The sequence below is a fragment of the Paenibacillus motobuensis genome, from assembly GCF_039521865.1.
In the GTDB taxonomy this organism is placed as follows: domain Bacteria; phylum Bacillota; class Bacilli; order Paenibacillales; family Paenibacillaceae; genus Fontibacillus; species Fontibacillus motobuensis.
The window spans coordinates 22,057-47,402 of record NZ_BAAACX010000008.1 but is presented as its reverse complement, the minus strand read 5'-3'; the positions used below and the strand labels follow the sequence as shown (position 1 = coordinate 47,402).

21 protein-coding genes are annotated in these 25,346 nt (G+C 45.8%); 7 read left to right on the top strand and 14 right to left on the bottom strand.

The window, feature by feature from the left end:
* Positions 1–15: 15 nt before the first annotated feature.
* From ABD014_RS08440 to ABD014_RS08420, 5 genes are all read right to left on the bottom strand, one after another.
* The gene (locus tag ABD014_RS08440) at positions 16–954 is read right to left on the bottom strand and encodes an MTP-1 family protein (protein WP_343859877.1); all 939 of its coding nucleotides are present in this window, start codon (positions 952–954) and stop codon (positions 16–18) included.
* A 79-nt stretch (positions 955–1,033) separates the two neighbouring features.
* The gene (locus ABD014_RS08435) at positions 1,034–2,284 is read right to left on the bottom strand and encodes an ABC transporter substrate-binding protein (RefSeq protein WP_343859874.1); all 1,251 of its coding nucleotides are present in this window, start codon (positions 2,282–2,284) and stop codon (positions 1,034–1,036) included.
* A gap of 46 nt (positions 2,285–2,330) precedes the next feature.
* On the bottom strand, positions 2,331–3,035 hold the full coding sequence (locus ABD014_RS08430; protein WP_343859871.1) for a carbohydrate ABC transporter permease: 705 nt from the start codon (positions 3,033–3,035) through the stop codon (positions 2,331–2,333).
* 149 nt (positions 3,036–3,184) lie between these two features.
* Positions 3,185–4,075: a carbohydrate ABC transporter permease gene (locus ABD014_RS08425; protein WP_343859869.1), complete on the bottom strand. Its 891-nt coding sequence runs from the start codon at positions 4,073–4,075 to the stop codon at positions 3,185–3,187.
* A gap of 405 nt (positions 4,076–4,480) precedes the next feature.
* Complete coding sequence (locus ABD014_RS08420; protein WP_343859866.1) at positions 4,481–5,494, bottom strand: LacI family DNA-binding transcriptional regulator; 1,014 nt, start codon at positions 5,492–5,494, stop codon at positions 4,481–4,483.
* 248 nt (positions 5,495–5,742) lie between these two features.
* Here ABD014_RS08420 and ABD014_RS08415 point away from each other — a divergent pair, with 248 nt between their 5' ends.
* From ABD014_RS08415 to ABD014_RS08395, 5 genes are all read left to right on the top strand, one after another.
* The gene (locus ABD014_RS08415) at positions 5,743–6,807 is read left to right on the top strand and encodes a BtaManbiosPhlase (protein ID WP_343859863.1); all 1,065 of its coding nucleotides are present in this window, start codon (positions 5,743–5,745) and stop codon (positions 6,805–6,807) included.
* A 293-nt stretch (positions 6,808–7,100) separates the two neighbouring features.
* Positions 7,101–9,671, top strand: a complete 2,571-nt coding sequence (locus ABD014_RS08410) for a beta-mannosidase (RefSeq protein WP_343859860.1) — start codon at positions 7,101–7,103, stop codon at positions 9,669–9,671.
* A gap of 17 nt (positions 9,672–9,688) precedes the next feature.
* Positions 9,689–10,708 carry a zinc-dependent alcohol dehydrogenase family protein gene (locus ABD014_RS08405; RefSeq protein ID WP_343859857.1) on the top strand — a complete coding sequence of 340 codons (1,020 nt, stop codon included), beginning with the start codon at positions 9,689–9,691 and terminating at the stop codon, positions 10,706–10,708.
* Positions 10,709–10,937: 229 nt separating this feature from the next.
* Entirely contained in the window at positions 10,938–12,302 is a 1,365-nt protein-coding gene (guaD, locus tag ABD014_RS08400; protein WP_343859854.1) for a guanine deaminase, read from the top strand.
* Between the two features lie 39 nt (positions 12,303–12,341).
* Positions 12,342–13,712: a uracil-xanthine permease family protein gene (locus ABD014_RS08395; protein WP_343859851.1), complete on the top strand. Its 1,371-nt coding sequence runs from the start codon at positions 12,342–12,344 to the stop codon at positions 13,710–13,712.
* A gap of 35 nt (positions 13,713–13,747) precedes the next feature.
* Here ABD014_RS08395 and ABD014_RS08390 read toward each other — a convergent pair whose 3' ends face one another.
* The 5 genes from ABD014_RS08390 to ABD014_RS08370 form a co-directional block, all read right to left on the bottom strand.
* Positions 13,748–14,446: a class I SAM-dependent methyltransferase gene (locus ABD014_RS08390; RefSeq protein ID WP_343859848.1), complete on the bottom strand. Its 699-nt coding sequence runs from the start codon at positions 14,444–14,446 to the stop codon at positions 13,748–13,750.
* Between the two features lie 9 nt (positions 14,447–14,455).
* Entirely contained in the window at positions 14,456–15,031 is a 576-nt protein-coding gene (locus tag ABD014_RS08385; RefSeq protein ID WP_343859845.1) for a hypothetical protein, read from the bottom strand.
* A complete protein-coding gene (locus ABD014_RS08380) occupies positions 15,028–15,360 on the bottom strand; it encodes a PadR family transcriptional regulator (RefSeq protein ID WP_343859843.1) in 333 nt (110 codons plus the stop codon). The genes ABD014_RS08385 and ABD014_RS08380 overlap by 4 nt, the downstream gene beginning before the upstream one ends.
* 151 nt (positions 15,361–15,511) lie before the next feature.
* A complete protein-coding gene (locus ABD014_RS08375; RefSeq protein ID WP_343859841.1) occupies positions 15,512–16,975 on the bottom strand; it encodes a (Fe-S)-binding protein in 1,464 nt (487 codons plus the stop codon).
* A complete protein-coding gene (locus ABD014_RS08370; protein ID WP_343859838.1) occupies positions 16,972–18,387 on the bottom strand; it encodes an FAD-binding oxidoreductase in 1,416 nt (471 codons plus the stop codon). Before ABD014_RS08370 ends, ABD014_RS08375 begins: the two co-directional genes overlap by 4 nt.
* Positions 18,388–18,658: 271 nt before the next feature.
* On the opposite strand from ABD014_RS08370, the gene ABD014_RS08365 reads away from it, so the two are divergent.
* A complete protein-coding gene (locus ABD014_RS08365) occupies positions 18,659–19,348 on the top strand; it encodes a FadR/GntR family transcriptional regulator (RefSeq protein ID WP_343859836.1) in 690 nt (229 codons plus the stop codon).
* Between the two features lie 129 nt (positions 19,349–19,477).
* Here the strand turns inward: ABD014_RS08365 and ABD014_RS08360 are convergent, their stop codons facing one another.
* The 4 genes from ABD014_RS08360 to rihC form a co-directional block, all read right to left on the bottom strand.
* Positions 19,478–20,701 (bottom strand): NupC/NupG family nucleoside CNT transporter, encoded by a 1,224-nt coding sequence (locus ABD014_RS08360; RefSeq protein ID WP_343859833.1) that lies wholly within the window; start codon positions 20,699–20,701, stop codon positions 19,478–19,480.
* Positions 20,702–20,716: 15 nt separating this feature from the next.
* Positions 20,717–21,637, bottom strand: a complete 921-nt coding sequence (rbsK, locus tag ABD014_RS08355) for a ribokinase (RefSeq protein ID WP_343859831.1) — start codon at positions 21,635–21,637, stop codon at positions 20,717–20,719.
* Between the two features lie 69 nt (positions 21,638–21,706).
* Positions 21,707–23,065 carry a C4-dicarboxylate transporter DcuC gene (gene dcuC / locus ABD014_RS08350; RefSeq protein ID WP_343859827.1) on the bottom strand — a complete coding sequence of 453 codons (1,359 nt, stop codon included), beginning with the start codon at positions 23,063–23,065 and terminating at the stop codon, positions 21,707–21,709.
* 28 nt (positions 23,066–23,093) lie between these two features.
* Positions 23,094–24,017 carry a ribonucleoside hydrolase RihC gene (gene rihC, locus ABD014_RS08345; RefSeq protein WP_343859825.1) on the bottom strand — a complete coding sequence of 308 codons (924 nt, stop codon included), beginning with the start codon at positions 24,015–24,017 and terminating at the stop codon, positions 23,094–23,096.
* 298 nt (positions 24,018–24,315) lie between these two features.
* On the opposite strand from rihC, the gene ABD014_RS08340 reads away from it, so the two are divergent.
* The gene (locus ABD014_RS08340; protein WP_343860660.1) at positions 24,316–25,302 is read left to right on the top strand and encodes a LacI family DNA-binding transcriptional regulator; all 987 of its coding nucleotides are present in this window, start codon (positions 24,316–24,318) and stop codon (positions 25,300–25,302) included.
* Positions 25,303–25,346: the final 44 nt, after the last annotated feature.

Below are 25,346 nucleotides of genomic sequence, written 5' to 3'. Positions count from 1 at the left end.
CTAAATCAACTATGTTTATAGAAATTTGGCAAATGGATCTTGGATGGTTATTCGATGAGCTTCTGCATCGCTAATTCCACAATATAGGCTAGCAGTCCCATCCAAATGACATACAACACCGCCGCTAAACACCACATCTACTAAATCAGAACGCTTCGATGCGCCTGCCGGGAACTCGCTACGTGTTGCAATAAGCTCGATCTCGCTATGAGTTCCTGTCTCTGGATCAAATGAGAAGGCCATCGGATAGTAGTGGCGATCACCCTGCTCATCAAAGCAAGCGATATGACCAAGGACGCCAAGGATTCCATTAGGCAGAAGATGAATCTCATTACATCCACCCCACTCCTCGTCAACAAATTGCCCCTCTAACAATGGCGCTTTATTAATTTGATCGATGGATAGTTCCTCTAAACTTGCGACACGTGTAAAGCCAATCTTACCACGTCCGCCCTTCTCGCCTTGCGGTCTGGTAAATACACCGATGCTGCCATCCTGTAATTCAACCAAACGTAAATCCTTCATGCCGTCAGGACCTGTAAAGCAAAGCTCAAGCTCATCGATGGAAGCACCCTTATAGAACACAGTTCTCCACATCAAAGCATTCGGAACGGTTGGATGCGGATAGGTTTGAACCCCACCAAAGACCAGTTCTCCATGAATATGCGTGTAAAAAGGATCTTGGAGTTGATATGTCGGCTTACCTTCAATCGGACTCCACACCCCGTTCTGTTCTTCAAAAAAATGAACTTCTGAGTGCTCGCTGTCACGAGCTTCTACCCGTCCTGCGATTACAAGCTTGCCTTGATCTTCAAATGGTGCCGAGATGTTATAAACATCCTTGTCTCCTACACCTGTAAAGCTTAATTTCTCTGCATGCTTCTCCTGATGCTGCTTCCCCATATATTGCTCAAGTAATGTCTTGCATGTCTGAATTTCGTTACGATTACCCATAAATATAATGCCTCCTAAATATTGTTCAGTATGGATAAAGCACCACCGATTAAGGTTGGCGCTTTATCCATGCTCGAACTTATTTTAGAATCTCGTTGAATTTCGCTATCGTTGTATCAACCGTCTTCTGAATATCTTCGCCTTTTTCAAGAGGCTGAACCAACTTGTCCCAGATCGCAGCATCAAGTTCTGCCTGTTTCGGTTGGTTGTTAAAACCACGTGCTACTTCAGAAGCTTTTCTAATTGTATCTACAGCATATTCCTTCTCGGGTCTGATCTTCGTGATCTCATCAAAGCCAGTTTTAGTTGGGGAGACTACTTTCCATTGATGAATTGCTTTGGTCATATCATTTAAGGCCTTAGCAGCAACTTCAGGGTTCTTCGTTTTTTTGGACATTGCCGTTACACCAATCCAGCTAAAAGTAACCTCTTCGCTTCCCTTCGGAGGAAGACTCATCCCCACTTTGAAATTGGAAGTCTTCTCGAAGTCATCCCCTGCACCGCCAATGAACATAGCAACTTTACCGGTTTTGAACATATCGGCACCACCCATAGAATCGGCTTGGGATCTGGCAGGAACCACACCGGATTGTGCGATTTTCTGATACATTTCCAGACCTTTCATAGATTCTGGCGAGTCTAATGTGATATTTCCATCCTTATCAAACACATCTCCGCCATATGACCATAGGAACATAGGAAGAGGCATATTGTTAATAAGTGCACCCCATTGACCATCTGTCGTCAGCTTCTTACCTGCTTCGATAAAGTCATCCCAAGTCCATGTACCATCTGGTGCATTCACGCCCGCTTTATCAAACATATCTTGGTTGTAGTAAAGTACATAAGGTTGGGAAATCCAAGGAAGAGCAACCAGCTGGTTGTCATACTTACCTACATCCAATGCACCTGGGAAATAATCGTCCTGATTAAAATCCGCCTTAGCCAATGGCTCGTCCAATGACGCTAATACGCCCATGCTTTCGTACTGAGGAACGTACTCTTGTGATAACCACATAAAGTCTGGCGCTTGGTTGCCGGCAATCATCGTCTGCAGCTTCTGATAGTAATCAGAAGGAATGCTCTGAACTTCAATAGAGTATTCATCAGAATCCGCATTTAATTTATTGACCAGATCTTCAAATTCTTTTAATTCATCGGCACCTGCCCAAGTCGTAACTTTAAGCTTTACTTTCTCAGCAACAGCCGTATTTGTCCCACTAGCATCTTTATTCTTGCTTTCATTAGAATTGCTACCACATGCACTCATAAGCATTGCGGACAGTGATAAGACCATGATCAAAGATAATGTGCTTTTCCAAAATTTCATGTTTATAACCCTCCATTGTATATTTCTAACCCTAATGCACGCTAAACTAACCTTTGATACCGCTGAGCTTCACCCCCTCAACGAAGTGCCTTTGAGCTATAAAGAACACAACTAATACTGGTAGCAGTGCCATAATTGATCCAGCCATCAATGGCCCCCATTCAACCTTCATCATCCCTTTAAACATCGAAAGCCCCAGTGTTAGCGTGAATTTATCGGTGCTGTTCAAATAAATCAATGGTCCGAGCAAATCATTCCAGCTGCCTTGGAATGAGAAAATACCAATCGTAATGAGTGCTGGAATAGATAGCGGCAGGAAAATTCGATAGAAAATTTTAAAGCTGTTCGCTCCATCAATGACTGCAGACTCTTCCAATTCCTTAGGCATAGATAGAAAGAATTGCCTTAATAAGAAAATGAATACCGGCGAACCTCCAAAAAATCCAGGAATGACTAGAGGTTTGATGGAATCAACCCATCCGATTTTACTGAAGGCGATAAATACAGGAATCATAGTTACTTCTCCCGGTATCATGATTGTAGAGAGCATTAACATGAACCAGAAGGTTTTCCAACGGAAATCAAAACGAGCAAAACCATAAGCTACTAATGCAGACACAAACACATTGCTCAACATTTGGAGCAAAGTAATGATCGTTGTATTTTTAAAGAGTACAAAAAAATTGATCTCCTCTATAGCTCTGCTGTAGTTGTTCCAATTGAATCCATCCGGGAGAAAACGAGGCGGCATCTCAAAGATTACATCCCCCGATTTGAGTGATGTAGATATCATCCAGATCAAAGGGAGCAAAGTAGCAACCGAGAATAATGTTAAGAAAAAATAGAGAAAGATATTGCGCCATTTTCTCCTCGACTTCATATTGCTAGTAAACATGGCATTCACTTTCCTTTCTTCGATTTCTTCTTAACTTCCGACTCATAATACACCCAAGCAGAAGAAGATCTGAATACGATCAACGTTAACGCAAGAATAATAACGAATAATACCCAGCCCATCGCTGTGGCATAGCCCATCTTGAAGTACTTAAATGCGTTCTCATATAGATAAACCATAAAGAAGCGTCCTTCGTTATCAGCACCGCCTATAATGTAAGCATCGCTAAATTTCCGCATTGCTCCGACAATACCCATAACTAAATTGTAGAAAATGACTGGAGTTAATATAGGCAAAGTAATATTTTTAAATTTATGAAACAGGTTTGCGCCATCAATATCTGCTGCTTCATACAAATGCGATGGAATATCCTGCAGACCTGCCAGATAGGTAAGCATCCCGCCGCCGGCTCCCCAGACAACAATCATAAGGTAAGAAGGTAATACGAGATCCGGATTGGTTAACCATCCAAACGGCCCAATACCAAATTTGGACAGAATCATGTTGATCAGACCAAAATCCTGGTCCAAGATCCATTTCCACAGCAAGGAGATGGATACCCCTGATACTACTGCTGGCAAGTATAATGCCGTTCGAAAGAGATTAACTCCCTTAATCTTTGTGTTGACTAAGCATGCTATCAATAGAGAAGTTGCTATGCCGAGTGGGACAGATATTAGCCCAAATCGGATAGTAACCCACAAAGCTTTAAGAAAATCTTCATCCTTAAAGAGTGAAACATAGTTGCCAAGACCCACAAATTCTGGTGTGTTGAATGTATCCCATTTCGTCAAACCGATATAAAACGCAAAACCTAAAGGTATTACTGTAAACACAAAAAAGCCAATAATCCATGGCATTATGTACAGATAACCTGTTTGATTTTTCTGTCTCATAACAATCCCCCTGCCTTTTTTTAATCGCTTACACATATGATTTAGATCAACCTTCAGAATAGGTTGTTAACCAAGTTCACCATTACTACACGGTTTATTATACATTATAAAACTATTAAATCAAGTTATTAATCCTAAACTTGTAACGTTAATTTACATTATTATATTTAGAATCATGTTGAAAAACATGACAGTTTCATTCCTGTTTACAGCTTTTAACATCTGCATTTTATATGAAAAATCTATGAAACACCCTTGCAAATCGCTTGTAGTTACAAAATGCATTACAGTAAATTATCAAAGATTACAAAAATCCGAAATGAACATATGGTAACAGAACTATAAAAAATAAAAAGTCACAAGAATATGATTCCTGTGACTCTCTCAAATTATTACAGTAAAGCATCACATTCTTGGTCCTGCGGTCGATTCCCTAGTGATCAGCTTGGTTGGCAGCAGCATTTCCACAAATGGCTCTTGCCTATGATCCATTCTCCAGAATAATTGTTCTACAGCCTTACGTCCAAATAGCTTTAAATCAATTTCCATCGTAGTTGTGGGTGGTGTAGATAATTGAGACAGTTGTCCGTTATCAAAGCTGCAAATCGACACCTCTTTAGGTATTTGAAAGCCCAGCTGCTGTAATGTTGAATTGAGAATGAAACCGAGACCGTCATTTACACAGAACCAAGCCGTTGGCTGATCAGGAATGGATTTCATCGCGTCCATCATATACTCGGTTTGCTCTACTGCATCCAACAAGAGCCACTCCTCGCGCATTTCCAGTCCAGCGTCCCTCATTGCCAATCGGAATCCTTCAAATCGTTCGTAATAACTTGGAGAAAACTGTATGTTTCCAACAAAACCGATGTTAAGGTGACCTAGTTCAGTTAGATAATGGATTGCCTCATAAGCGCCAAACCGATTGTTCGTTAATATACAATCTGCCTTAACCGCCGGATAATGATGGTCGATCAGCACAGTCGGGAGACCTTTGGAGATAACCATATCCATATAAGAGGTCCGTAGATGAGAAAGGATGAGTATTCCTTCCACACCCTGATTTTCTAATACTGGCGGCAGGATCAGTTCTTGCTCTGATTCTTGGTCAACGGATTGGATTAGCAAGTGCTTACCGCGCTGTCTCGTCTCTTGTTCTACACTCAAGTAGATCTCGCCAAAGAATCCTTTCTGGGCAAAAGCAAAGTCGGAGGCTATCAAGGCAATATAACCAGAAGTTTCGGCCTGGCTCTTTTTACGTCCCGCCTGATAGATATAACCCATTTGATCCGCTGTATCTAGAATAAGCTTCCTAGTCTCTTCGCTAACACCATCTTTGCCGGATATAGCCTGGGATACAGAATTTTTGGACAGGTTAAGCCGATCTGCAATATCTTGCATCGTCACTTTAGATTTCATCTGAGAGTCCCCCCTTTCTAAATTCGAATTAACACATTACAAAAATATTATAACGTTACAAAAAAATAGGGTCAACATAAGCTATATATGTACTGTAAAAAAATACACTACTTTGTGTCACAATTCAATTGACAATTATTTAAGGCTGATCGATAATGTTGTAGTAATTAATTACTAGCTGTTTGTAATCTTGTTTCATGTAACATATAATGTTTTGTAATGTAATTACTAGAATGAGGAGTTATTATATGAACATCTATCGCTACGAAGAAAATCCACTCATTACTCCGGTCGATGTCAAACCGCATCGTGATGATTTTGAAGTCATCGGAGCATTCAATGCAGGGGTTGCAACATATAACAGTGAAACTCTCCTGCTGCTGCGCGTTGCAGAACGGCCCATCAGTACTGACCCGAATATCGTCAAAGCACCGATATTCAATCCAGAAACAAAGCAGCTTGATATTATCAATCTGCGCAGAGACGATGAACGCTATGACTTCTCCGATCCGCGCGTAATTCGTAATCGGACACAAGGCAGTTCATCGTTCGAGTATTTGACATCCATTTCTTATGTTCGAATCGCACGCAGCAAGGATGGACATCACTTTACCATTGACGATAAACCTTTCGTTTATCCATCCACCTCATTAGAGACCTTTGGAATCGAAGATCCGCGTGTAACGCAAATCGATGACACTTATTACATCTATTTTTCTGGTGTATCTCCAGCTGGCATTGGTGAATGTATGGTATCAACGAAGGATTTTGTGACGGTAGAGCACCATGGCATGATTTTCCACCCAGATAATAAGGACGTACTTATCTTTCCTGAGAAGATCAATGGGAAATATTATGCACTTCATCGTCCATCACCTAAGAGCATCGGTGATCCGGAAATCTGGATTGCAGAGTCCGATAACCTACTCTATTGGGGAAACCATAAGCATCTACTAGGTTTACGCGAAGGCAAGTGGGACAGCGGTCGCATCGGCGGCGGTGCAGTCCCGTTCAAGACAGAGAAGGGATGGCTCGAGTTATACCACGGTGCAACAAAAGATCATCGCTACTGTATGGGTGCCGTTCTGCTTGATCTGAACGATCCTACGAAAATTATCGCCCGCTCCGAGCAGCCTGTGATGGAACCCGAAGCAGACTACGAGAAAAAAGGCTTCTTTGGTGATGTAGTATTCTCTTGCGGTGTATCCGTAGAAGGCGACATTGTGAAGGTGTACTATGGCGTGGCTGACACTTCAATGGCATGTGCAGAGCTTAGCGTTAAAGAGATTCTAGACAGTTTGGTTTACGTATAAAAAATAAGTGTGTGTTTAAAAAGTCGGACTTTCAGCACCGAGAAGGTTGGATGAAGCTTAGGGACTGAGGAGTGGAGCGTACGTAGTGGGTACGTGAGCACCTAAGATGTTTCCGTAGGAAACATAACTTCGTAAGCATTCGCTTAGCCCCGGCTGAATTCAAGATTCGATGTCGATTAAGCTATCAGAATTACTTCGGGATCAAAGAGTGACTTTTAAATTACCTCTAAAATAGAGAAATTGGAAATGCGCCACAGCCTGTTGGTTGTGGCGCATTTCAGATTGGGGATAAGATGGAACTACAAGAGAACTGGAAGCTGCGGGATTTCAATGTAGGCGAAGCGCGGGATTTGGAGGTTGCTTCTCCAGACTATATTGACTATTTCTGGATGACTACCAAAGTACCTGGGGATGTGCATACCACGTTAATCGAGCGAGGTATCATTGCAGACCCTTTCTACGGACATAACGATCAACAGTCTCGCTGGGTAGAGAATAAGGTATGGTGGTATCGAAACACATTTGATTGGGATGGCGGGCAAGATGACCAAGAACGCATTGAATTGGTCTTCGAAGGGTTAGATACTTTTGCAACCGTGTACTTGAATGGGGTGGAGCTTGGCTCCACTGACAATATGTTTATTGCCCATTCATTTGAAGTAACACGTGAATTGAAGAAAGGCAAGAATGTACTTGCTGTCAAAATTGACCCTGTACATCTGCATGCTCAAGCTAAAATGCAATATTACTGGTCCGGTTTCAGCAAGAAGCGGATCTGGACACGCAAGGCTCAATATCATTACGGATGGGACTGGGGTCCACGGCTTGTATGTTCCGGTATTTGGAAGAGTGTACATCTTATTAAACGCCGCAACGCTTATGTTGAGAGTGTGTTCGCGCGTACAACTTCAATAACGGACAAAACAGCAACTGTAGATGTAACGGTAGACGTTCGGGCATTTCACAAGAACAAGCCTTGCTTCGCTTTTGTGGAATTGTTGGATACAGAAAATAATCGAGTTGCCTCAGAAACAATCCAACTCGATCGTTATAATGGACTGATCCAAGACGGTGCAATTTGTGCATATAGCTTAAGCAGCGAAGTACGTCTAAGCGTCTCGAACCCATCATTGTGGTGGACGCATGACCTAGGTCAACCGTATCTTTATCATTTGAAAGTAACGCTTCTGTGTAATGAAGAGTCTGTTGACGTACATGAACAGCGATTCGGCATCCGTACACTTGAACTCATACAACGGGATGAACATGGACAGCCCGCCTTCACCTTCGTATTAAATGGTGTAAAGCTGTTCGCCAAAGGAGCCAATTGGATTCCTATCGACAGCTTCATTGCTGCTGTGCCAAATACGAGGTACCAGCATCTCATTCAGATGTCGAAGGATGCCAATATGAACATGCTGCGTGTCTGGGGAGGCGGTATCTATGAGCGCGATATATTTTACGATGAATGTGATCGACTTGGCTTGCTCGTGTGGCAGGACTTCATGTTTGCCTGTGCCCTCTATCCGGACTATAACCGCAACTTCATGGATAATGTGCGGCGTGAGATCGAGCAGGTCGTGAGACGACTGCGTAGCCGGACATGCCTCGCTTTGTGGTGCGGTAATAACGAGAACGATTGGCTGTACGAGGCGCTCCGTTCAAGCGGAGAGATTCCACATCCGTTCTATGGCGAGAAAATTTACCACGAGCTGATGCCTGCTCTGTTGGAGACGCTCGATCCTACACGAACCTTCTGGCCTAGTTCACCTTATGGAGGCAACGACCACAACTCGCGTGAAGAAGGTGACACTCATAACTGGCAAGTGTGGCATGGCAATATCGAACCGCGCGAGTTCGGTCAGCCGCAGTTGCAGGACTATAGCGTTGAAGGTTTATCTTTCAAGAAATTCAAAGGCGACATGACCAAGTTCGCAAGCGAATTCGGTATGCATGCATCATCCAATCGTTATACTCTGCAGCGCAACATACCCGAGAACCAATTCTTCTGGGGCAGTGATGAAATGATGTACCGCAATAAGGATATTCACCATCCGAAGGGCATTCTTCTCATGGAAGGATATACAGGTGCCCCTAGTAATATAGAGGAGTATTTGAACTACTCCATGCTGACCCAGGCTGAGGGATTAAAATACGGTATCGAGCACTACCGCCGCAATAAACCGGATACGAGCGGGGCACTGTTCTGGCAATTGAACGATTGCTGGCCAGGAACGAGTTGGTCAGTTATCGACTATTATGGACTCCCGAAGGCAGCGTATCACTATGCGCGCAAGTTTTTTGCACCTATACTGGTAACTGCTGACCATGATCCAGGGAAGGACCTGATATTGTGGGTACTGAACGATCGGCTAGAAGACTATAATGATACGGTAATACTAACTGTGTATCGAATGGACGGATCTCTGTTGTCCACACACGAATTCGATGTATCTGTTCCTGCAAATAGTAAGCTGCAGGTTGCTACGTTGACTGAACTGGATCTGACAGTTCGAGCCGATGCAGCAGATGTTGTATGTGTCGCGAGTTCCGCAAGCTGTATTACCGAGGATAACTTTATCTACTTACGCGATTACAAGGACATGCGATTCAATCTAGCGAGGCTGCAGGTGAGCGTTGATAAGTCAGCTGGTCTTGTCCGAATATCGACAGATCAGGTAGCACGCATGGTTAAGCTTGAACTGGACGAAGAATGGCTTGTCATGAATGACAACTTCTTCGATCTGCTTCCAGGCCAAACCAAGGAGATTCAAGTTAAGCAATCCTATGGCAAGACAATCCCTTGGGAGACACTTCGAGTGTCCGCCTTAAATACTAATGGAGATAGTATTACACTACTTTAACATTATAGAGAAATGAGATGAGTATCATGAAGGCCGCAGTACTTCACGGAGCATTAAATATGAAAGTTGAAGAGTGGACTGAACAAACACCCGGCAAACAAGAAGTTCTGCTTCAAGTTGCTTGTTGCGGCATATGCGGCACAGACCAGCATATTTATCATGGTCATCCCGGCTCCGCCGAGGTAAATCCCCCAATTGTGCTCGGTCATGAGCTCTCGGGAGTTGTCGTGGCCGTAGGTGAAGGTGTATCCACTTTACAGCAGGGAGATCGAGTATCCGTTGATCCGAATATCTATTGCGGAGCATGCGAGTATTGCCGTAATGGACTTGCTCACCTGTGCGATAAGTTAAATGCTGTTGGCGTAACACGGGACGGTGGAATGGCTGAACGATGCGTTGTTCCAGCTGCCAACTGCTATAAATTACCGGAACATGTGAGTATGATCGAAGGAGCCATGGTCGAGCCACTTGGATGTGTGCTACATGGCTATAAGAAATTGGATCTGCGGGCGAATCATCATGTGTTGATCTCTGGCGGCGGCTTTATTGGACAGTTGTTCCTCCAGCTTGTCAAAGCGGCAGGCGTTACGCACATCACCGTGAGCGAGCCAAACCAAAACAAGCATGAGTTGCTGCGGACGCTTGGCGCAAATCATGTCGTGTCACCATTTGATCCGAATGAGGCCGCGGGGCTGCAGAACTCTGCTGATATCGTTATCGAATGTGTCGGTCGGCCAGAATCCGTTGAGTTAGCTATTAAAGCAGCGCGCAAAGGTGCACAGGTGTTGATCTTCGGTGTTGCCTCACCAGATGCGCAAGCCTGCTTCTCGCCATTCGATGTTTTCAGTAAAGAGCTACGGATTATGGGCTCTTTTATCAATCCGTACACTCATGAGGAAGCCATTGCACTCATTGCTCAGAACATTGTACAAATTGAGCCGCTCATCAGTCACCGTATCCAGATAGATGAACTGCCAGAATTCATGACCTCATATTCGAAGCTAAATGTGACTAAAGCAATGATAATACCTTCTTAATTAGAAAGCTGTCATTACTACTGATTAGTAAATAAGACGTATCGTTTAACCTGCATGCAGGATAAGCAATACGTCTTTATTATTACACTCTATTTTGAAGATAATTAACGAATTCCCTACAATAATTGAACAAGTAATCACCTATATTCGTCTTTTATTATAGACTTATCTATTTTAACGGATTATAATAGCTTTTACATACTAAAATACGAACATTAAGGCGGTAACTATGGAACAATATATGCAATTATTTCAAGGAACTGCTTTTTCCAGTCAATCTCCCAAAGAAATTCAAATATTAAAGAACTATCTGTTTGCGATCAATGAAGATGGGCTAATTGCAAAGGTCATCGCGCCAGGAGATGCGGAATATCAGCCTCTGCTGGAGGCATATCAAGGCAAGAGTAACTTCCATCGTTTGGCTGAGGGCCAGTATTTACTGCCCGGGTTCATCGACCTGCATGTGCACGCACCGCAATGGGCGCAGTCGGGAACAGCCCTGGACATTCCGCTCTATGACTGGCTGAATACGTACACTTTCCCGCTGGAGTCCAAATTTGCGGATCTGGATTTTGCCGAGAAAGTCTATGATGATCTGGTCAGTACCTTGCTCGCTAATGGGACAACGACCGTACTGTATTTTGCTACCGTGCATAAAGAGGCCAGTCTATTGTTAGCTGAGCTCTGTGCGAAGAAAGGACAGCGCGGACTCGTCGGCAAGGTTGTGATGGATGATCCGGCGCAAAACCCGGAATATTATCGCGACGCTGACACCAATTCGGCACTTGCAGATACGGAGGAGTTCATTCTCGCTGTCCAGGAATTAGCCAAAACCGTGAAGCAGGGCGTCTATCCGGTTGTAACCCCACGCTTCATTCCAAGCTGTACAGATGAGGGGTTGGAAGGTCTGGGCAAGCTTGCTGCCAAGTATGACGCCTACGTCCAGTCACACTGCAGTGAGAGTGATTGGGCGCATGGGTATGTACGAGATCGATTTGATAAAAATGATGCCTTTGCACTGCGTGATTTCGGCCTGCTACGGGAGAAGTCCGTTATGGCACATTGCAATTTCCTGGACGAGCCTGATGCGGATTTATTCGCAGAGACCGGAACAGCGATTGCACACTGTCCTGTCTCGAATGCCTATTTTGCTAATAGTGTCATTCCGGTTGCCCATTTCCATGCCAAAGGCATTGATATTGGGCTGGGCACGGACATATCCGGAGGTTTCTCGCCGAGTCTGTTCGATAATGTAAGACAAGCCGTCATCTCTTCGAGAATGCTGGAGGATGGCGTTGATCCTTCTCTCCCGGCACATATGCGCGGTGTTCCAAAATCGCGGATTACGGTTGATGAAGCGTTCTACCTGGCTACAGCCGGAGGCGGCGAGAGTCTAAGCTTACCGATCGGTCGCCTTGAACAGAATTATGCATGGGATGTACAGATCATCGATACGAAATTGCCCTCTGCCAAGCTGCCCATCTTTGATGAGAATGAAGATTTGCATGGGATTTTTGAGAAGATCATGTATCTGGCCAGACCTGAAAATATCCGTGAAGTATGGGTACAGGGCATGAAGGTTCATTCTCGTTAAAATACAAAAAAAACTAAAATATTCGAGGTGTGCATCTCAGTGAAAACAGAAGCAGTCAACCAGGGGCAAACTCAAACGAATTCACAGCAGCTGACAGTTCTGCCCGATCAGAAGGTATCATTCGGCAAGTCCGCCCTTCTGGGCTTACAGCATGTATTAGCAATGGACGTCTATGTTGTTCCTTTCCTGATCGCCATGTTGATCGGTTTGCAATCCAATCAGTCTAGCGCACTGATTCAATCTACCTTTATCGCTGCGGGGTTAGCAACGATTGTGCAGAGCTACTTCTGCATGAAGCTGCCGATCGCTCAAGGTCCTTCGTATGTTCCGCTTGGAGCAATTGTCAGCATCTATGCCGCCAGCGGAGGCGGGCAGTTAGGCTGGAATTCCGTACTGGGCGCGAGCCTTATTGGTGCGGTTCTCGTTATTATCTTGGGTATGAGCGGCGTCTTCAATAAGATCGTCAAATCCTTCATCCCGCCGATTGTAGGAGGCACGATCATTTTTATTGTGGGTCTGTCTTTATTGCCTGTGGGGATCAGAGACAATATTTATGAAGCCGCTGACGCGACGATCAATCAGAACGTCATGCTGGCCCTAATCTCAGGTGCCGTGCTGCTGATCTTTGTAATCCTCGGTTCTCTGCTAGGGACAAAAGGATCATTGTTCCGGATTATGTCCGTCATGTTCGCGTTAATCGGCGGATGTATCGCTGCTAATTTTATGGGAGTACTGGACTTCTCGACAGTTAGCCAGGCCAATTGGTTCAGCATGCCGCAGATCCCCTTTGCCGACTTCGGCTTCTCCTTCAATTTCTCGGCTATTATCACGATGGTCATTATTTATCTTGTGCTGCTCGCTGAGACAACGGGGACCTGGTTCGCTGTCAGCAATGTCATCGATCAACCGTTAACCGATCAAAATATTAACCGAGGGGTCATCGGCGAAGGAATTAGCTGTCTGATCGCTTCTCTGCTCGGCTCTACTCCGGTTACAGGCTATTCCACCAATGCCGGCATTATCTCCATTACCGGGATTGCTAGCCGTCGAGTCTTCCTTGCCGTTGGTGGCTGGTTCGTTATCTTTGGCTGTTCCGGGAAGCTGGCTGCTCTAATTGCATCCATCCCGACGGCTGTCATCGGCGGCGTATTCTGCATCGTCTGCGGCATTATCGCCATTAACGGCATACAGGTCATGAAGAACGAGCGAATCGGCGAGAAAGAAATGTACATCGTTGCCATTCCGATGATTCTAACTTTGGCATTAGTGCTTATTCCGAAGGATTACTTGTATTCCTTGCCTACCTTCGTGCAATATTTGCTGGGTTCGCCAATCCTGGCTGCTTCCCTAGCGGCTATTTTGTTGAATAAGTTCTTGCCTGGCCGTAAAGAAACGCAAAGTAAAAATTGACAGAAGTTCAAATGAGGACAGCCCCAGGAGGTATGTTAAATCATACTTTTCGGGCTGTCCTTCTCTGGCTTATACAGCCAGACTTGAAAGCCGATTCCGTGTTTCTTGATCTTATGTTTCGGGAAATCTGTCTGCGCTATCAGATCCTCGAACCCTTCCCGGGTATAGGCGCCGTTCTTCAGAAAAGTTTGAAACGACAGTTTGACAAACCAGCGATCAAAGCCCTTCATACCGGATTTTTGAATTTCGTTCTCGATATCCTCACTCGTGGCTTCGTGGTTCATGTCCAGAATAAGCGCCGCACCGCCGGGCTTGAGAACGCGATACATTTCCTGCAAAGCCTTCAGTGGTTCGCTGAAATTTTTGAACGCGGCGGAGCAAATTATGAAATCATAAACGCCATCCCCCATGGGCATTGCGGAGGCATTCCCCTGCCGAAAGTCTACATTTACGCCAGCTTCTCTGGCGTTACGTTTCTCAATCTCCACGAAATCCGCGCTGATCTCCAAGCCGGTTACTGAGTAGCCTTGCTTCGCTAGCTCGATGGCCAGATACCCGGGGCCGGGAGCGACTTCCAGCACCTCGGCTCCATGATCAACATATCCGCTTACGATGTCAGCATATTCCCGCATCTCCGATAGACGAGACTTACGGGTGTTTTTGTCATACCATTTGGCCATCCAGCCAGTGATGCCCAGATCTTTCTTGCGGCGAGCCGTTTTCATATAGGACATAGACAACACCTACTTTCTCTTCATAGATATAAGCGCGTGGCTTATTTCTCCCAGCCCTATGCCAATAATCGCTCCAACCCCGGTACCAACCAAGGTATAGATCCATCCATTTTGCATAAAGGCAGGAACGCCTCCACTAGTGAGAAATCCGATCAGGGAGCCGATAGCAACACCCAAAAACAGGAACCCGCCGTAAAATAGTCCGACGGCCTCATAGTCTGCAGGATCACGATTTTCATAATACTGGCGGAAACGCTCATGAAGATCGGCTTGGAAGTCAGAATCACCTGAAGCCGCGAGCTTATCCCTTGCCTTTTCAAAAGCTTCCTCTTCCGATAAGCCCTGAGAGATCAGATCATTCATGTAGTCGCTCATGTAGAGGATCATATCATTACGGGCTTCTTGCGCCTGATCCGAGCTGCTCTTAAATCTGGCCAATTTCCTGCCGATTTTGTGTTTGGTCTGATTGGTTCTTGCCCGCAGCTTTTCCAGATAGGTCATCTCCGCCTCCTCCAGATAATGCTGCGCCTGTTCCTTGGCAAACTGCTCTATTTTTCGATGTGTTTCATTGCTGAAGCTCATCATTCATTGCCTCCTTTATTTCTTAAAATTTGGATACGTTCGCTTAAGAAATCCCATCGTGTCCAAAATGACATCAATTCATCCCGCCCTCGCTCATTGAGAGTGTAAAACTTCCTTGGCGGACCAATTTCAGACGGCTTTTTCACGATATGAACCAGCTTGTTTTTTTCCAGCCGCACCAACAGAGCATAAACGGTGCCTTCTGCAATCCCCTCAAAACCAAGAGCATTGAGCCGCTTTACAATCTCATAACCATAAATCTCATCCCGTCCGATGATTTCCAGCACAATTCCCTCTAACACTCCTTTGAGCATTTCACTTAGATTATCCAAACACATACACCTCACAAGAACAGTATTGACATGTGTAGAGGTACTTAATATTACTGAGTACCGCTACATAATAACGCAGAGTAGTGTCGTTGTCAACGAGCTAGCGGCTATACGAACATAAAAAAACGCCCCTAAGGGCGCGGATATAACTCTATTTCATTACTTTTTCGGCAAAATAATCAACCACATGCATCACCTTCAGACGATCCTGTGCCTGCTCCCGCTCAACGCCAATCTTCATTTGCAGCAAACAGCCGGGGTTGCTCGTCAAAATGATCGATGCCCCCGTCTCATTCACTTTACCCATTTTGTGATCCAAAATATCATTCGCCATCTTCGGCTGCATCAGATTATAAATGCCGGCTGAACCGCAGCAGCCTTCCGCGCCTTCAAGCTCTACATAATTCAAATCAGGCAGAAGATGAAGCAGCTGTCTTGGTCCCCGGCCTGCCTTCATGACATTCCTCAGGTGGCAGGAGTCTTGATAAGTAACCGTATCTTGAGGCGTGTGTTCGGGACTTTCTTGGGAAAAGTGTTCTCGATCGTCAGGTTCTGCGTCTATCGATTTTAATAAGTTCCATCGCTCTGAACGGAGCAAAAGCTCGCTTATATCCTTGATCTGCTCCGAGAAATGCTCCGCTTGCGCCCACCACTCCACATCATCCTTCAGCAGATGATCATATTCAATCAGCATGGCTCCACAACCTCCAGCGTTAGAGGCAATATAATCGACCTTGACCTCGGCGAAGGCCTGGATATTCTTCTTGGCGAACTCCCGAGCGGTCTTCAGATCACCGCTGTGGGAGAACAGTGCTCCGCAGCAGCCCTGCGCTTCAGGAATGATCACATCATAGCCCGATTCTCTCAGCAGGTTCACCGTATTCACATTCGTTTCAGTGAAAAGAACATCCATGATACAGCCGCGGAACATGCCTACAGTTCCGATCCGCTCTCCCTTGGCTGGCAGGAAGCTGGCCTTCACCCGTTTTGCAACGCCTTGACTGTCAGCCTGCGGCAGAATACGCTCCAAGGTCTGGAAATGCTCTGGCAGAAATCGAAGCAGCTTCTTCTTCGCCGCATAGCGCTGTAATCCCGAGCGCTGATATTTCTCTAGCAGAACGCTAAGAGACAGCATGCGATTATGGCTCTTGAAGGCAGGCTTGACCAGCTTATGCAGCCGTTTCATGTTCGGAGGCCGATCCGATTTAGAGCTATATCCGGGTTCGGCTGCAGCTTCCGTCTGCCCACTCTTCTTCTTGGCAGAGTGAAACGGCTGTTCGAACAGCACCGACTTGGTCTGTTCCAGCAGCTGTCCATACTTCACGTCGGATGGGCACACGGGTTCACAAGCCCGGCAGCCCAAGCACAGATTGATCTGCTGGCGGAACGACTCATCCGGCTCCATTACACCGTCAGCTACCGCCTTCATAAGTGCAATTCTCCCCCGCGGCGACGCAGCCTCGATGCCTGTCTCTTGATATGTCGGACAGGAAGGCTGGCAGAAGCCGCAGCGCATACAGTTCATTAGTTCATTATAATCCAGCTGCTTCGTAAGCTCCCGCTGTAGCGTTAATAAGGATGGATCCTTCTCTACTTTAGGATTAGGGCTACTCATTTCGAGATCACCAGCCTTTTACGGGACGACTTGGCAAAGATCTTGCCTGGGTTCATAATGCCGTTAGGATCGAAAACTCGCTTGATTCCCTTCATCACGTTGATCCCCGCACTCCCTACCTTCCATTCCAGATAAGGAGCTTTTACGGTTCCGACACCATGCTCGCCCGTGATCGTCCCGCCAAGCGAGATCGCCTCCTCGAAGATTTCCGCAAAAGCCTCTTCAACGCGGTGTATTTCCTCTTCATTACGAGCATCTGTCGTACAAGTAGGGTGCAAATTGCCATCCCCGGCATGCCCGAAGGTGCATATGTTGACGCGGTATTTCTCAGCAATCCGATTAATTGCCAGGATCATATCGGCGATGGCAGATCGCGGAACGGTCGCATCCTCCAGAATCGTCGTCGGCGAGATGCGAGCAAGCGTAGATAATGCGCTCCGACGAGCCATCATCAGTTGCTCCGCTTCAGCCTCATCCTGAGCCATACGGATGTCCGTTGCCCCTTCTGCCGCACAGATATTTTTGATATCATTCATATCCTTCTTCACCTGCTCCAGTTCTTGACCGTCCTGCTCAATCAGCAATATAGCCTGCACGTCTGTGGGAAGACCGATATGATTATAATCCTCTACCACACGTATCGTGGCCTGGTCCATAATTTCCAGCGTGGCCGGAATAATCCGCGCGCCAACAATCCGTGAGACCGAGCGAGCCGCACCATAAATATCTGCAAAAGCAACCAGCATCGTCTGACGTACTCCAGGAGCAGGCAGAAGCTTCAAGGTCGCCTCCGTAATCAATGCCAGAGTTCCCTCGGAACCCACGAACAGCTTCGTCAAGTCATAACCGGCTACATCCTTGTACAGCTTGCCGCCTGTACGAATCATCTCCCCGGAGGGAAGCACCGCTTCAAGACCGATCACATAATCCTTGGTTGTGCCATACTTAAGACCGCGCAAGCCCCCTGCGCCCTCCATAATGTTGCCGCCTAATGTTGAAATGACCATGCTGCTCGGATCTGGTGGATAGAACAGTCCCCGCCGCTCCACTTCCTGATGGAACTTCTTCGTATTCAAGCCAGGCTGCACGGTAGCCGTCAGGTTGACGGTATCCAGTTCAAGCAGCTTGTTCATCCGCGACATGGCTACCACGATGCCTCCCTGCACAGGAACAGTACCGCCGCACAGATTGCTCGCAGCGCCTCGCGGAACGATCGGGATGCGATGTTCATTGGCAAGCCTCAATATAGATTGCACCTCGGCCGTTGTCTCCGGATAGACCACCGCATCAGGCAGCGATTGCAGCATAGGGGTAGCATCATAAGAATGGGTGACCAAAGTCTCCTGATCATCTCGGAATCGTTCTTGGCCAAGCCATTGAAGCAATGACTGTCTTACCTCAGAATCTAGCATCTCATTTGCACCTCTCCTCTTCCTGTCTTCATCCTGGATGAAGCTGTATCCACACAAATTGATGATTGCAATGCATTTGACTGGTAACCAATGGGCGATATTCTGGACAGAAGCAGCTTAGATTTAGATAATTGTTCAGGTCATCTGATGACTTTTGGGATATTATACCTTATAATTAAAGCGTATGTATAGACTTAATTTAAAATTTGAAGGAATATAGACCTGAGGATTATACAGCCTATCCACATCAACAAGCAGGGGGAACTCTATCATGTACCATATCCAACTGAAAAAAGGGGCAGAACTCGTTATAGAGCATCTGCTCCAGCAATTGAAAGACGGCAGCTATGCGGAAGGGCAGCGTCTTCCCTCTGTGGAAGCGCTGGCCAAGCAATACCAAGTGGGGCGGTCAACGATCCGCGAAGCCCAAAGCGCCCTGAAAGCGATGGGGTGGCTCGATATTCGTCACGGCGGAGGTACCTTCGCACGTAAACCGGAGCACAATCCTGCCGAGCAATTGCTCAGCTCCCTTGCCGATATGGATTCGCTCCGCTCCTTGATCGAGGCTCGCAAGCTGGTTGAGATCGGCTCAGCCGCACTCGCGGCGCGAAGAAGAACGGAACAGGATCTGACACGAATGTCTTCTTGTCTTAAGCTGATGGAAGAACATCTGGACGATGAAGAGAGAAGCCAGCAGGATGATCTGCAATTTCATGTCTATCTGGCTGAAGCCAGCCACAATCCGATCCTTGTCCCAATGCTTGCTATGTTCCATCAGGAATGTGCCAAGCATATGGGCAGCACACGGCGTATGTGGCTGTTCGGCGAACGCGCCTCTGCGTTACAACTATTGAAGGAGCATCAGCTGATCTATGAAGCTATTTCCCTTCAAGACGAAGCCCTTGCCTCCCAGCGGATGGAAGAACACCTCACGAAGGTGGAAATGGTGTTGAACGTATAGGTGATTAAAGGGAGGGACTTGCGTGGAGAAGCCTCGATGACAGAAAAGGCCGCAAAAAAATCGGGAACAGCCATGTTTCAGATGAAACGCTGATTCCCGATTCACGTTTACAGCTTACGTTCATTTCGTTTAAAAGTACATGCCTGCAATTGCCCCGCTCAGCAGATTAGCTAACGAGCCTGCAATGACTGCCTTAAATGCAAGCCCACCTACCTCACTGCTTCTCTCAGGGGATAATGAACTAAATGAACCCAGCATGATCCCCATGGAGCCAATATTGGCAAATCCGCAGAGAGCAAAGCTAACGATAGCAACCGTCTTGTCTGACAAATGTCCCATCTGTTCAGCAAAAGAACCAAAGGCTATCATTTCATTCATCACAAGCTTTTGTCCTAGGAAGCTTCCTGCCATTGTAGCCTCCGACCAAGGAACGCCAATTGCAAAGGCAATAGGCGAGAAGACCCAGCCCAGAATTAATTGCAGTGACAGTTCGCCAAAACCAAACCATCCGCCGATCCACCCAAGCAGCCCGTTTAGCAAAGCCACCATGGATATAAATGCGATCAGCATGGCCACAATTTGCAGCGCCATTTTCATACCGGAAGAAGCGCCTTTTGAAATAATATTAACGATGCTTTCCTTTTTCCCCGATTTGCTCTCTTCAAGCTCATGTATATCAACCTTGACGGGTACTTCCCGTTCCGGAATTATAATCTTCGCTATAATAAGCCCTGCAGGAGCCGACATGATGCTCGCGGATAATAAATACTCCATAGGTATCCCGAGCGCAGCATAAGCGACCATGATTCCGCCGGCAACAGAGGCTAGTCCGCCAACCATAACCGCGAACATTTCCGATCGCGTCAGGTATTTCATATATGGCTTGATCATAATCGGGATTTCCTGCAGTCCCAGAAAAATATTCCCTGCTGCCGCTAAAGATTCAGACCGGCTTGTCTTCAGCAATCTGCCAAGTCCCCCGCCAATGACACGCATAAAGATCTGGACGATCCCAAAATGATATAGAATACCGATTAAAGGAGTAATGAAGACGGCCAGCATGGCCACGCGGATCGCAAAGATATTGCCTGTGGGCATCGTCTTGTCGGCCAGGCTGCCGAATACAAAGCCCAGGCCTTCATACCCGTAGTGGAACAAGTTCGTAATAGCCCCTGATATCGCTCTTATCACCTGCTTGCCGACATCCCATTTCAGCACAATAAAGCCAAATAATAATTGAATAAGAAAACCTATACAAATGGTGCGATAATTGATATTTTTCTTATGGTCTGACATCAAATAGGCAATAACGAAAACAACGAAACAGCCCAGCAGTCCCCATAAAATATTCATTCTATCCACTCATTTCTATCCATTCGTGAGTTCATGGGCATAAGGTATCGATTGGAATGCTCCTTTGCGTTGAACTACGATCGATGAGAATTTACTTGCAAATTTAACGGCTTCTATAATGTTATCCAATGATTTGAGATGATTCCCTTGTAATCTGGTGCAGAGCGCTCCAATAAAGCTATCGCCCGCCGCCGTTGTATCGATGGCTTGTACTTTTTCAGCCGGAACAGCGATAGAGCCCTCTGGATGGCAAACCAGACTGCCGCGTTCGCCCAGCGTAACAATGACACAACCGGCGCCTTGTTCAATTAACTTATGCGCGCCTTGTACAATCTCATCTTCACTGGTGGTATTGCATCCTGTCAGCATATGCATCTCACTTTCATTCGGGATAAGGATATCCGTTACTCTGAGCAATCCGGCTGGAATTTCTTTCGCAGGCGCAGGATTGAGCACAGTAATTTTCCCCGCATCTTTAGCTAATGCAAAAGCATGCTCTATGACAGGAATCGGTACTTCGAACTGCGCTACAATAACGTCAGATGACCCGATATTCTCTCTAGACAGGTCAACTTCTCCTGTTGTCAGCCCCATATTGGATCCAGCGCTAACTACAATCATATTACTGCCATTTTTGGCGAACAAGATCAAGGCTTCTCCTGTAGGTAAATCCGGATCGGTATAAACATGGTCTGTAAGGATCCCTTCCTGCTGCATTGTAGCCATGAGCTGCTTGCCATTTTCATCCTGACCGATTTTACCGATAAATTGTACCGACGCTCCTAGCCTTGCAGCCGATACGGCCTGATTGAAACCTTTGCCCCCTGGTCCAACCATTTTGTCCGTTGCAAATATAGTCTCACCCTCAACAGGGAGGGATTCCAGCAATAAGCTGGAATCCATATTGATACTCCCAAGTATGCATATCTTCTTCATCTGTGCTTCGCTCCTATCCAAATCACAATATTCTCTCTGTCTTATCTATTTCAGGAATTCAGGGCAGTATTACGAGAACATCACATAAGACAATACTAACGTACTTATAATACCAACGATAATTGGCACTGAAGTCCGTTTCACAATCGCCATCGGACTCTTGCCAATAATACTGCAGACCACAATGATAACTGCAGCAACAGGTGACACCGAGCGGACCAGGTTAGCAATTAATTGCATAGGAATGGCCAACATTACTCCATTGATACCCACATTATGTGCGATATCAGGCAGCAAACCTACCGAAGCGTAGAATACGGCAAGACCGCCGCCGCTGATCAGACCAATAAGCGCCGTGATCCCTGAGAAAGCGAACATCAGGATCATCCCTGCCCCATTGACGTCTTTTACCGAATTGGTCAGCATATCAATAATACCAAGCGCCTTCAGACCATCAACCATCAAGCTTGCCGCAACAAGCAGCGCTACGACCATAGCAAGCCCGTTCCCCATACCTTTGAAGAACACCATTAGCTCATCGAACACTTGCTGGATCTTGCGTTTGCGAATAATTTCAATAATAACTGTAACGATCAGAGAAATAAACGTGATCTCAACCAGACCGATGTTAATCGATTTAACGAAAATTCCAAATACTGTAATCAGGATCAGAGGAAGAATCGGCAGAATCCCATAGAACGCCGGAGGCAAATCCTCGCGTAATGCAGTCAGCTTGGATTCATCGATATCATCGGTTTCCGGATTCTTCTTGTCCAAATATTTCTGCCAAAAGTAATGTGCAATCGTCATGAGTATCAACGTAGGAATCGAAATGGCAGCGTGATATTTCAATACATAATCCATCAGATCGATACCAAAGGTCTCAGCCGCAATAACATTATCCGCACCAAGAGGAGTCGGGATAATTGTCGCTGTTGTCGCAATTACAGCACCTGCAGTAAGCGCGGACATTCCGATACGCTTCAGAACCGGATACAATGTAGCCATCAGAAGTACGGCCAGACTTGATGCACTCGGAACAACGAGAGATAGCAGGTTTCCTACGATAAAAATAACCGGGACTAACACATAGACTGATTTAATGCCGGATAATGGCTTCATCAAGGTTCGAACCGTAACTTCATTCGCGCCAATCTGCGTCATGTACGACGAGAAGCCGAACAGAACCATGATCGTCATCCCGATATTCCCTAGGTTGTTGATGAAACTTTGTGTAATCGATTTGATCGGATCCAGCCATATAGAGCCTGTCGTCGCTTCTTCAGGCAATACAGGGTGCCCCATAATAGCTGCTCCAAACAGAAGCAGGATACCCGCAATGAATAATGCAACCGTAGCATTGACCTTCTTATAAATCATCCAGCCCGCCAGCACGATTACAACTAAACCGAATATGAGTTCTACCAAAATGATTCTCCTCTCTGAATGCTGCCTTTTATCGAGTATTAGCTAATTGCTCTACCGCCCATGATCTGAAAGCGTCTACATCAATATCCAAGCACACCGTTGCATTTGGCTCTCTATGATATCGATTCTTCAGATCTACAATCGTAGTGCCTGCGGTATATGTGCCTGACGTCTCGACATCTACGAAGCAAACTTGAGTTTTAAATAATTCGGGATTAACAATATAGGCGATTGCGCATAAATCATGCATTTTTAGCCCTGTCTTCAAGCTGCCACCGCGATAATGCTGGAACATGGAATACATCATTCTGCCCGTTTCATTCAAATCGCGAATCGTCTCTACATTGTCCGGGGTCAAGGTGGCCTTGCTTGTGACATCCAGTCCTACCATCGTAATATCAAGCCCTGAAGCAAATACGATCTTGGCAGCTTCCGGATCGGCGAAGATGTTGTATTCTGCCGTTGGCGTATGATTGCCCGCAGATGCTGAACCGCCCATCAGCACAATCCGTTCAATCTGCGATTTGCATTCCGGATATAAGGTCAGGAATAAAGCGATGTTCGTCAAAGGGCCAATCGGAACAAGTGTTACTTTTTCTTCGCTGTTCATGATCGTCTCTCTAATTGCATTAACCGCATGCTGCGGATGAATCGCCTTCTTCGGTTCCGGAAATTCATATCCGCCCATCCCCGATTCTCCATGGATATGGCTGCTGTCCTCATATGGGATACATAATGGTTTATCGGCACCCTTGGCGACCGGAATGTCCTTATCAAAAAATTCAACCAGCTTGAGTGCATTATTCGTCGTTTTTTCAACAGAGACATTTCCGGCAATAGTTGATAGCAGCTTGACGTCCAACTTCTTATGGAATAACGCCACTCCGATAGCAACGGCATCATCAATCCCTGGATCAGTATCGATGATGATAGGAATTTTCTTATCAGTCATACGGTTCAACATCCTCTCAATTGGTGTAATAGAGCATTTCCAGATTCTCAATTTCCGACGTATCATCAAATGTGTAATCGGTTACTCATTTGAGTATCATAATAAACGTATCTTAAAACGCTGTCAATACGTATACTCCTTGAAATTATTGCAATTGATGTGAATAATGTGGAACCGGTAACATATTTCATAAAATATTGTGTAACCGGTATCCTAATTTTTAGTTCCATACAGTTGAATACCTGATATTTATTAAGTATAGTAATATAGAAAGAAGTAACAAAAGGAGCTGAGAACAATCCCAACGATTCGAGATGTCTCAAAATTAGCAGGGGTTTCCGTGGCGACCGTTTCTCGCGTCCTTAATCAGAAGGGGTATGTTCATAAAGATACGGTCCAGAAAGTTCATGAAGCTATCGAAATGTTACAATACACACCCAATGATATTGCTCGTAGTTTATCCAAGAAATCGTCCAAAACGATCGCTCTCATCGTACCTGATATTACGAACCCGTTCTTTAATGAACTTGCGCTTGCCGTGGAGAAGGTAACGCAAATGTACGGATACACCACGATACTTTGCAATACCAATGATTCCCCAGCCGTGGAAAGACAATACATTCAAACCTTAAAACAAAAATACATTGATGGATTTATTATGGCTACAAATACCTTGTCCTCGAATGAGATAGACCAGTTACAGGTTCCGTTAGTTGCACTGGATCGCTCAAACTTTCAGACAGTGCCTACTATTTCTTCGAAAAATCGCGAGGGTGCGCGTTTGGCCGTACAGGCCTTACTGCAGCAAGGTTGTACCAAGATTATGCACATTCGGGGGCCAAAAGGATTATGGATTGCAGAGGAACGCTGCCAGGGTTATCTCGATCTAGTTGAAGATTTAGATTGGTTCACCCCTAAGCTCATTGTTAACGGAAATTTTCAGTTAAAAGAGGCTTCAGAAGCTGTAAATAAAATCTTTGACGCACATCCTGATATTGACGGCATCTTTGCTGGCAATGACTTAATGGCGATAGGCGCGCTTCGCGTTATGCAAAAACGTGGGATTTGTGTACCGGATCAGGTACAAATTATTGGATATGACGGTATTCCGCTTGGAGAAATGGTCTACCCAGAATTATCTACGGTAGCTCAGCCGATTTATGAAATGGGCATGCTTGCTGCCCGCATCCTGATCAAGAAGATTGAGCAGCAGCCGCTGGAAGAAATGAATCACCAGATGGATAATGAACTGATTCAACGCGGAACAACGCTTCACACTTCTTGATCATCAGTGATCGTGAACGCAAACAAATGGGCTCCTAAGTGGCA

Bases quoted from the DNA above. Each gene is read 5' to 3' on its own strand.
- ABD014_RS08440 (WP_343859877.1), bottom strand. From the start codon at position 954: ATGGGTAATCGTAACGAAATTCAGACATGCAAGACATTACTTGAGCAA.
- ABD014_RS08435 (WP_343859874.1), bottom strand. From the start codon at position 2,284: ATGAAATTTTGGAAAAGCACATTATCTTTGATCATGGTCTTATCACTG.
- ABD014_RS08430 (WP_343859871.1), bottom strand. From the start codon at position 3,035: ATGCCGCCTCGTTTTCTCCCGGATGGATTCAATTGGAACAACTACAGC.
- ABD014_RS08425 (WP_343859869.1), bottom strand. From the start codon at position 4,075: ATGAGACAGAAAAATCAAACAGGTTATCTGTACATAATGCCATGGATT.
- ABD014_RS08420 (WP_343859866.1), bottom strand. From the start codon at position 5,494: ATGAAATCTAAAGTGACGATGCAAGATATTGCAGATCGGCTTAACCTG.
- ABD014_RS08415 (WP_343859863.1), top strand. From the start codon at position 5,743: ATGAACATCTATCGCTACGAAGAAAATCCACTCATTACTCCGGTCGAT.
- ABD014_RS08410 (WP_343859860.1), top strand. From the start codon at position 7,101: ATGGAACTACAAGAGAACTGGAAGCTGCGGGATTTCAATGTAGGCGAA.
- ABD014_RS08405 (WP_343859857.1), top strand. From the start codon at position 9,689: ATGAGTATCATGAAGGCCGCAGTACTTCACGGAGCATTAAATATGAAA.
- guaD (WP_343859854.1), top strand. From the start codon at position 10,938: ATGGAACAATATATGCAATTATTTCAAGGAACTGCTTTTTCCAGTCAA.
- ABD014_RS08390 (WP_343859848.1), bottom strand. From the start codon at position 14,446: ATGTCCTATATGAAAACGGCTCGCCGCAAGAAAGATCTGGGCATCACT.
- ABD014_RS08385 (WP_343859845.1), bottom strand. From the start codon at position 15,031: ATGATGAGCTTCAGCAATGAAACACATCGAAAAATAGAGCAGTTTGCC.
- ABD014_RS08375 (WP_343859841.1), bottom strand. From the start codon at position 16,975: ATGAGTAGCCCTAATCCTAAAGTAGAGAAGGATCCATCCTTATTAACG.
- ABD014_RS08370 (WP_343859838.1), bottom strand. From the start codon at position 18,387: ATGCTAGATTCTGAGGTAAGACAGTCATTGCTTCAATGGCTTGGCCAA.
- ABD014_RS08365 (WP_343859836.1), top strand. From the start codon at position 18,659: ATGTACCATATCCAACTGAAAAAAGGGGCAGAACTCGTTATAGAGCAT.
- ABD014_RS08360 (WP_343859833.1), bottom strand. From the start codon at position 20,701: ATGAATATTTTATGGGGACTGCTGGGCTGTTTCGTTGTTTTCGTTATT.
- rbsK (WP_343859831.1), bottom strand. From the start codon at position 21,637: ATGAAGAAGATATGCATACTTGGGAGTATCAATATGGATTCCAGCTTA.
- rihC (WP_343859825.1), bottom strand. From the start codon at position 24,017: ATGACTGATAAGAAAATTCCTATCATCATCGATACTGATCCAGGGATT.